Source organism: Parafrankia soli, from assembly GCF_001854695.1.
Classification (GTDB): Bacteria; Actinomycetota; Actinomycetes; order Frankiales; family Frankiaceae; genus Parafrankia; species Parafrankia soli.
On record NZ_MAXA01000048.1, the window covers coordinates 1 to 8,236 of the forward strand.

Sequence of the window (8,236 nt, forward strand, 5' to 3'; positions counted from 1 at the left end):
GGCTGCTGGCCGAGTGGCCCACCGGCGAGCCCGAGCCGACGAAGTACTGGCTGTCGACCCTGCCCGCGGGCACCCCGCTGCGGCGCCTGGTCCGGATGGCGAAGATCCGCTGGCGGGTCGAACACGACTACCGCGAGCTCAAGACCGCCCTGGGACTCGGGCATTTCGAGGGCCGCACCTTCCACGGGTTCCTGCGCCACCTCACCCTGGCCTCGGTCGCGCAGGCATTCTGCACTCTGGAGCGGCTGTGCCCGCCAGCGGCGGCCACGGCCTGACGCTTTACCAGGTCGTGGCCGAGCTCCAGGTGCTGCTGGCCTGCTGGGTRGGATGGTGCCCGACCTGCCGACAGCCCCTGCCGCCCCTTCGACACATCGACCTCGCCCCGACTTAACCAAGTCCTACTAGGCGGTGAGGAGCGCTTCGACCTCGCGGCCCCAGTCCGGATACATCGCGGCCTTCCGGGCATGCATCGCGAAGATCGCCTGATGCAGCCCGGGATCCAGATCGTCGGACAGTCGCACCGCCGACAGCCTGGCCAGCCTCCCCAGGATCACGTCGTCACCCTTCACATGCACCGGGTCGTGCATGTACTGCTCCAGCGCGTCCAGGTCCGGGATCGCCGCGAGGTAGGCGTGGGTGAATCCCTCAGCGGGGTCACCGAGATCCTGCCCGACGGCGGCGAACGCGACCGACCCGGTCGAGGCCGTGCGCCGCATCGTGGCCAGCACCTCCGCCTTCTCATCCTCGGTGACGTCGTTCCGAAAGCTGAACCGCAGCACGTTGACGATCAACGAAACTCCCCTGCTCGTTATGCACCGATGAGTGCACTTTAGCGCACCAGTGCGTGCGATAGCTATCCTTGCCTGGTGGGCGCAGCGAGGCCGGACGGAGCGAGAGGCCGGATCGACAAGCGGCAGGCGATCCTGGACGGCGCGTTCACGATCTTCGCCCGGGACGGCTACCACACGGCGGGGATGGACGCGATCGCCGCCGAGGCGAAGGTCGCGAAGCACACCCTCTACAACCACTTCGGGGACAAGGAGAACCTCTTCCGCGAGGTGGTCGCCGCTCTGTCCGACCAGGCGCTGGCCCGTAACCTCGCCGCCGTCGAACAGCTCCGCGAGCAGGGCGATCTGGCCGCGATGCTCACCGAGACCGGTCGTTGCCTGGCCGAGTGCTACTGCGATGAGCGTTCGTCGGCGCTCCGGCGGCTGCTGCACTCGGAGATCACGACCATGCCGGACCTGCTCGACATCGTCCGCGACCGGGCGAGCGACCGGGTCAACGACGCACTGGCGGCGCGGCTGGCCAGACTGGCCCTGGCCGGCCGGCTGGATCTCGGCGGCGACCCCGCGATCGCCGCCGAACAGTTCGGCGCCCTGCTCACGGGCTCGCTGGAGGCCCGCTCCCGGCTGGGAACTAGGAAGATCCCCCAAGCGGAGCTGCGGGCCGTCGCCGGACAGGCAGCCGCGACCTTTCTCCGCGCCTTCGGCACCGAGTCCTAGTCCTGAGTCGTTTTCGACTCAGTTCGTAGTGTCCGCGGCGGATGTTGCGAACGAGGGTTATCTGCGCCGCAGTAGGGCCATGCAGAGTGTCAGACCTGGACCGAACGCCATCCCGATCGCTGTGCCGCCGATGTCGAGTCCATCGCGCAGTTGTTCGACGACGAGCAGCACGGTCGCCGACGAACAGTTACCTCGGGAGTTGAGGATCTGGCGGGTCGCGGCGGTCTGTGCCCTGTCCAGACCCAGTCGCTCCTCTACGACGTCGACGATGCGTAGCCCGCCGGGGTGCACGGCCCATCCCTGGATGTCGGCCCGCTTGAGTTCGAAGGGGTCGAGCAGTGCCGCGGTCGCCTCTTCGACGTGGTTCGCCAGGACGGCGGGGACCTTGGCGGACAGCCCCATCCGGAACCCATGGTCGGTGACGTGCCAGGTCATCAGTTCTTCGCTGGCTGGAGCGGTCACGGCCGTGGTGTCGATTACGTCGAGACCACGCTCAGCGTCGGGCTGAAGCACGATCGCCGCGGCGGCGTCGCCGAACAGGGCGTGCGCGACCACCTGTTCCAGGTCTCGTTCGGGAGTATCCGGCTGGATGTGCAGGGAGGTGAGTTCCACGCAGAGTACGAGGGCGGGTTGCCGGCGGGCCCGGACGAAGTCAGCGGCGGTTCCCATCCCCGGGATCGCCGCGTAGCAGCCCATGTGCCCGATCAGCAGCCGCCGTACCTGTGCTGACATACCGAGCTCACGGGCGAGCTGGATGTCCAGACCCGGTGTGCTGTAACCGGTGCACGACACGACGACGAACAGCCCGACGTCGGCGGCGTTCAGTCCGGCGTCCGTCAGGGCGGCTCTGGCGGCCTGTAGTCCAAGGGGGTGCGCGTCCTCGACGTATCGCAGCATCCGGGTGGCTGTCGACCAGCCGCTGATGTCCTCGCGCCGCGGATCCACCACCCCGTGCCGGGTCCGGACTCCGCAGCCCATGAAGATCCGGCGAGCCATCCGGTCGCCTCGGTACCGTCGGTCGAAGACCTCGTCCCACAGGCTCTGCTGGTCGAAAACCCCAGGAAACGCTGTCCCGATCCCGGTGATCACGGCTGTCGTGCCCGGCTCTGCCCCGGCGCTCCTCGCGGGATCCCTGCTCGTGTCGGGAGTCTGTGCCCCCCTCACCACCGGGCCACGTTTGCGTCCGCGTCCGGGTCGCCTCCCAGCGCCGCGAGGCCCAACCAGTCCGCGCACACGTCCGTGGTCGCGGGTTGGAGAGATCCGCACCGAGCGTCCCGGTACAGCCGTTCCAGTGGGTGGCCGCGGCGGGTGACCGTAGTCCCGCACGCCTCGATGACAGAGGCCGCCACATCCTGCGCGGTCTGCCCAGCGAGCAGTTTCGCTCGCCATACCCACCGGTTCGTCGCCGCTGATCCGGGATCGGCCTCCACCCGCCGGGCGCACTCGTCGATCACGACGTCGAGCGCTGCGAGGGCGACGTCCGCGTGACCGAAGCGGGCCCGCACGGCGGGAAGGCCGACCAGGCCCTTCGGTATCCCCGCTGCCGTTCGGCCTCGCGCGTGTTCGATTCCCGCGTTGAAGGTGGCTCGGCCGACCCCGGCGTAGACGGCGGCGTAGGAGGCCACCAACCACTGCGGCATGATCTGCGCGATCAGCAGGCTCAGCCCCTCCAGCCCRCCGACCAGCGCGTCCGCCGGAACCCACACGTCCAGGCGCAGGTCGTGGCTGCCGGTACCCCGCATGCCGAGGGTGTCCCAGTTGGGCTCGACGGTCACCCCGTTCCCGGCTGGAACAAGAAAATGGCTGACTCTCGTCGCTGGGCCCGCCGCAGCCGCCAGGTGGTCTTCGTCCGGCTGTTCGCCTTCGGAATGGTCTTCGGCTGCGCGCGCGGCGACGAAGTAGACGTCCGCGTGCGACGCACCCGAGCAGAAGGACTTGAGGCCGGTGATCCGGTAGCCGTCGCCCTCACGGCGGTAGGAGGTCCGCAGCGCGGACAGTCGCGAGCCGGCGCCCCGTTCGCTCATGGCAACGGCGATGAACGAGCCGCCGGCGGCCTGGGTCAACATCCGGTCGCGCGCGGAGAAATAGGACTCCGGCGCCCCCATCGCGCGGGCGAGCTCGTCCGGAGTCCCGGCCAGCGCGCCCAGGACCGAGGTGTGCATGTTCAGGGCCAGGGCGGTCGAGCCGCTGGCTTCGGCGAGTACCCGCGCGGCATTGGCCCACTGCGCGAAACCGCCGCCATGACCACCGAACCGCCGGGGTACGAGCAGCCCCAACAGGCCCGCCTGGCGCAGATCGTCGAGGTCGGCCGCGGGCAGCTCCCCGCAACGATCTGCGTCGCCGGCGCGCCCGGCGATCGCTGCGACGACGCTGTGGGCGAGTTCCGCCCCGTCGGCGCGCGGTGCCCGCGATTGCGCTGGTACCGCGTCGTGTCCGCCCGGTTTCCGCATGCCCACCTCCCGCACGCCCGGCTCCAGGAGGTGCGGACCGGCTGACGGGCCCCGACCCTGCGCATCAGCGGACCGTTCAACGCTCATCGAAGTTCCCTTCTTGTCCCGACGGCCTGGTAGACACCCGCGGTGGAGTCGGTCGGCACCATCCGCACCGAGTCGGCTTGACGGACGAGCCAACGGACGTAGTCAGGAAGCGAGGGGCGAAGGCCGCCAACGACAGTCATCTCGATGCCGTACCGATCCAGCGCCGCGCCCAACCGGTCGGGCGACACCAGCAGGCGCGGATCGTGTATTCGAGGCGGCGGGCCACCCGGCAGGCGCTCGGCGAGACGCACCAGACCGATCCGGCAGAACAGCGTGTCCGCGAGCGTGTCGATCACCAACGTTCCGCCCGGAGCGAGGACTCGCCCGATCGCCGTGCAGGCCGCGTCGAGATCCTCGATATGCTCGAACATCTCGCCAGCGACGACGCAGGAGAACTTGCCGTCGGGGAATGGCAGGCGCGTCACGTCGGCCTGGACTGCCTCGACGCCGTGGTCACTGGCCTGGCGGAGTGCCAGCGAGGATAGATCGACACCGATGTGCCGCCATCCCGCGAGCTTGCCAGTCAGCACCCGCGCGAGCAGGCCGCCACCGCAGGCAAGGTCGAGCAGCGGGGCGCCGGTGCGAGGTGGGGCCGGGATGAGGCGGGCGCGCGCCTCGGCGAGCCAGTGCAACGCCGCGAACCGTCCGTGAGTGGGCCACCACTGGTCGGCGAGGTCGTCGTACTGTGCAGGATCGTTGCGGCGCCGGCGCGGCAACCGCCGTCGTCCGTTCGGGCTCGTCGCCGCGGGCCTTTGATCGCACGATTCCGGAACGATCCGATATGGGTGAAACATCGATTCCTGCCGGTGTGTCGACCTGTTCACGTGGCTCCCCGAAGGAATAGTGGCAGAATCTAAATGAGATGTTCCAGAGATGATGCGGATCTGTAGGGCCGGCCCGTTTCCATGAAATCGGTACAACAATCACGCGTCGGAAAATTTTCTCGTCCGGCCATGGACCTTTCGTCGATCATCTGTCATCAGGTCAGGTACGTGCCGGCGGCGACAACGAGCGCAACGTCGAGCGCGGCGACTGCCATCGCGATCCGGAAGGCATGGCGGTCGCCGAGCCGGAGACCCAGCACCGTCAGCGCCGTCACGGCGACCAGGATGGCGACGCGCCACGGGCTGAGGTCCGCCGGTCCCAGCACAGCGACAGCGGAACCCGTTGCGAGCAGGAGGGCAGCGGACCGCCGCGAACCGGCCGCCCCGAGGTGTTGCGGCAGGCCGCGCACCCCGGTCCGGGCGTCGGTGGCGAGGTCGGGAAGGGTGTTCGCGAAGTGCGCGCCCGAGCCGAGCAGAGCGCCCGCCAGCAGCAGCCACCAGGGCGGTGCTGGATGATCAGGAAGCCCCAGTACGACGAACGCCGGCAGCAGGGCGAACGAGAGAGCATACGGGAGGACGGACAGTCTGGTCGCCTTGAGTCCCAGGTTGTAGGCCCATGCACTAGCGACTGCGCAGAGATGGGTCCAGCCCGCCGGGCTACCCGAGGCGAAGGACAGCGGAACGCACGCGACCAGCGCGACCACGCAGGCGAGGGTGACCGGCCCCGGCGCTACTCCGCCGGCGGCGATCGGCTTCTCCGTTCGGCCGCCCGCCGCGTCGCGCTCCTGATCGATGACGTCGTTACTCCAGCCAATCGACAACTGCCCCGTGACGACCGCGGTCGCCACGGCGGCGATACCCGAGGCGGAGCGCCCGCTGGAGATCGCCAGTGCGGTGGCGAAGAGCGTCACCGCCGCGGTCGGCTCTGGATGACAGGCCCGCACCAGCGCAGCGAACCGCCCCGTGTCCGCAGGCGTCGCAGTGGTGGGCACCCGCTTCACTCCGCATCGTGCGGACGGAAGACCCATACCGCCGGATTCGACCGGCGCGGTAACGTTGATGGCCAGCGAACTATTGGCGGCCGATCTTCGCGACTGGGACACCACGGGTACGCCTCTGTGTTCATCGAAAGAATCTTGTCGACCCCCTTTGGTGTGGAACGTCCACACCGGTATCGAGCGGCGTGGACTCCTGGATGACGACCCAGCGCATCGCGGATCACGGCGAACAGCCTTTGCCGCAAGCCTTTCCTGGACCGCAGTCCGGTCCAGCAAGTGTGGCAGCAGAAGCTGCCTGTGTTGTGCATGTCGAGGCTGAAGGAGCACGGCGGACCACACCCACCCACCCGCGGCCTGTCCGCCGTCCGGTAGGCCGCGGGATTCGCGGGCCAGGAACGTCGAAGCGACCTGCGCAGTCGTCAGGCCGCCGACCGCGCGCAGGGAGCTGCGACGGTGCATGCCGCGATCCACTCCGGATTACGCGTCTCGGTCGCAGCGCCCAGACCCGCAAAGATCGTGATCACGTATTCCATCTTTCGGTCCTTTCGTCCGGCGCCCGGCCGGGCGCTCGCCCCTTTGGTCGCGGGACACCGGATCTGGACGTGTCGGCCGCCACCGTTTCCGCCGTGCCGACGCCGGGCAGCCGATCGCGGGCTTGGTCGGCTCGTTCCCTGAGGTGGCGCAGGCTGCCCTCCAGGGCGGCGACTTCGCCCGCCGAACGCATCGTCAGGGCCCTGGCGGTCAACGCCGACGGCCCAGTCCTGGCACCCACAGGGTCGGCCGTAGAAAGGCCGCGCGACAACGGCGGGCGGCTACGGCGTCGCGCAATCCTCGGGGAAGCCTCAGGGGATCGAAGCGAGCGGCCAGATCTGGCCGGTGGTGCTGTCGATGAGTGCGGCTTGGCTGATCCGGGCGGCGAGCGGGAGGACGTCGTAGACGGTGGCGGCGGCAACCGGAAGCTGCGCGAGGCGGGCCCGCGGAACGAGGGCGCAATGCGGTAGCCACCTGTCGATCTCGTAGTGCTGGTGGATGAACGCCCCGGTGGCTCGGACGGCCCGGACGGCCTCCTGCTGCCGGCCGACAAGTCCCGCCTGGCCGGCCGGAATGAGCGAGATGCGGCCGCGGCGGAAGGCGCCGAGCGCGTCAAAGGTGATCTCCATGGGTCCCCGGTCGGGGAGGGCCTCGATCGCGGCCTGAACGCTGCCGAGATCCCATCGCAGCAGGACCACATAGGACAGGTGAGGACGGTGGAGACGGTGAGTGTGCGAGCGGAGCGTCGGCACGCCTCGCTCCTCGAGCCGATCCCACAGGTCTCGCAGCGCACGGTCGGCACGGGGATCGAAGAGCAGGCAAATCCCGAGAGCCACGATCTAACGGTAGCCGATCACATCCGTTACGCAGTCGAGACCGCTCAACCTCGCGCAGGATGGACCTGTGGGGTGCCAGAACTCGGCCACCGGCGTTGATCTGGTCTTTTAGGCGGCTCGTTCGTATTCGTTGATCAGGCCACCGAGGACAGGCCGGCGCTTGATCCGTGCTGTCATGACGTCGGTGATCGGGTGGTCGGGCCGGGGTGGTTGAAGGCGGAGCGCGCGGTGCGGGCGTCGTCCGTTGTAGTGCCGTGCGTACTCGGCCAGGACGGTGCGCAGGTGCCGTTCACCGAAGATCAGCATCCGGTCGGTGGCTTCCGTCCGGACGGTGCGGACGAACCGTTCCGCGTAGGCGTTCGCGCGGGGAGTGCGGGGCGGGATCCTGACCGTGGTGATGCCGGCGTCGGCGAGGACCGCGCCGAACGACGCGGTGAACTGCCCGGCCCGGTCGCGGATCAGGAACTGGAAGTCGACCGCCCGCTCACCGAGGTCCATCACAAGGTTGCGGATCTGCTGGGTGGTCCAGGGCTCGTCCGGGTGGGCGGTGACCTCGAGGATATGGACGGAGCGGGAGCCGACCTCCAGGACGAACAAGCAGTACAGACGCCGCAGTATCACGGCGCAGTCGAGGGTGATCCCGCACAGGGTTGCGAGGCCGAGGACGAGTTCCGCCATCGCCGCTGTGGGGTTGGCGCGGTCGRCTCCGTCCGCCATCACCCGCTGGACGGTGGTCCAGAAGAACGCGGGGTCGGTGTAGGCGGTCATGATCTCGATTGCCGCCGGCAGGCACGCCGCCGGGCCGTCAGGGACGCTGCCCATGGTCTGCTCCCCTCGATCGGCCAGCGCCTGACAGTAGTTGCAAGTGATGTGCAGTTGCAAACTAGTGCGGCGTAAACAAATGCCCGTTCCAGTGCCACTGTTAGGCTGGAAAAAGTGTGGGTAAATTGGACACATGATCCTAACTGATAATCAACGCGATATTCTCGAGTCCTTGGCTGGAGG

8 protein-coding genes and 1 pseudogene are annotated in these 8,236 nt (G+C 68.7%); 2 read left to right on the top strand and 7 right to left on the bottom strand.

The window, feature by feature from the left end; all coding sequences use genetic code 11:
* Positions 1 to 275, top strand: a 275-nt coding sequence (locus tag BBK14_RS06550; RefSeq protein ID WP_157904220.1) for a transposase, incomplete at its 5' end; no start/stop codon positions are given.
* Positions 276 to 401: 126 nt separating this feature from the next.
* On the opposite strand, the gene BBK14_RS06555 is transcribed toward BBK14_RS06550, so the two are convergent.
* A complete protein-coding gene (locus BBK14_RS06555; protein WP_071060294.1) occupies positions 402 to 791 on the bottom strand; it encodes a Dabb family protein in 390 nt (129 codons plus the stop codon).
* Between the two features lie 75 nt (positions 792 to 866).
* Between BBK14_RS06555 and BBK14_RS06560 the strand changes: the two genes are divergently transcribed.
* Complete coding sequence (locus BBK14_RS06560) at positions 867 to 1,505, top strand: TetR/AcrR family transcriptional regulator (RefSeq protein WP_241831219.1); 639 nt, start codon at positions 867 to 869, stop codon at positions 1,503 to 1,505.
* Positions 1,506 to 1,562: 57 nt separating this feature from the next.
* On the opposite strand, the gene BBK14_RS06565 is transcribed toward BBK14_RS06560, so the two are convergent.
* The 6 genes and pseudogenes from BBK14_RS06565 to BBK14_RS06590 form a co-directional block, all read right to left on the bottom strand.
* Complete coding sequence (locus BBK14_RS06565) at positions 1,563 to 2,501, bottom strand: type III polyketide synthase (protein ID WP_241831220.1); 939 nt, start codon at positions 2,499 to 2,501, stop codon at positions 1,563 to 1,565.
* 164 nt (positions 2,502 to 2,665) lie between these two features.
* Positions 2,666 to 4,042, bottom strand: a complete 1,377-nt coding sequence (locus BBK14_RS06570; RefSeq protein WP_241831221.1) for an acyl-CoA dehydrogenase family protein — start codon at positions 4,040 to 4,042, stop codon at positions 2,666 to 2,668.
* The gene (locus BBK14_RS06575) at positions 4,039 to 4,758 is read right to left on the bottom strand and encodes a class I SAM-dependent methyltransferase (protein WP_071060297.1); all 720 of its coding nucleotides are present in this window, start codon (positions 4,756 to 4,758) and stop codon (positions 4,039 to 4,041) included. Before BBK14_RS06575 ends, BBK14_RS06570 begins: the two co-directional genes overlap by 4 nt.
* A gap of 263 nt (positions 4,759 to 5,021) precedes the next feature.
* Positions 5,022 to 5,894: a UbiA family prenyltransferase gene (locus tag BBK14_RS06580; protein WP_071060298.1), complete on the bottom strand. Its 873-nt coding sequence runs from the start codon at positions 5,892 to 5,894 to the stop codon at positions 5,022 to 5,024.
* An 812-nt stretch (positions 5,895 to 6,706) separates the two neighbouring features.
* Positions 6,707 to 7,231: a 2'-5' RNA ligase family protein gene (locus BBK14_RS06585; RefSeq protein ID WP_071060299.1), complete on the bottom strand. Its 525-nt coding sequence runs from the start codon at positions 7,229 to 7,231 to the stop codon at positions 6,707 to 6,709.
* Between the two features lie 108 nt (positions 7,232 to 7,339).
* Positions 7,340 to 7,864: pseudogene (locus BBK14_RS06590) on the bottom strand (integrase core domain-containing protein); the annotation flags it as partial.
* Positions 7,865 to 8,236 lie beyond the last annotated feature (372 nt).

What these genes read in the sequence shown, in the direction of transcription:
- BBK14_RS06565 (WP_241831220.1), bottom strand. Translation starts at nt 2,501, where the DNA reads ATGGCTCGCCGGATCTTCATGGGCTGCGGAGTCCGGACCCGGCACGGG.
- BBK14_RS06580 (WP_071060298.1), bottom strand. Translation starts at nt 5,894, where the DNA reads ATGGGTCTTCCGTCCGCACGATGCGGAGTGAAGCGGGTGCCCACCACT.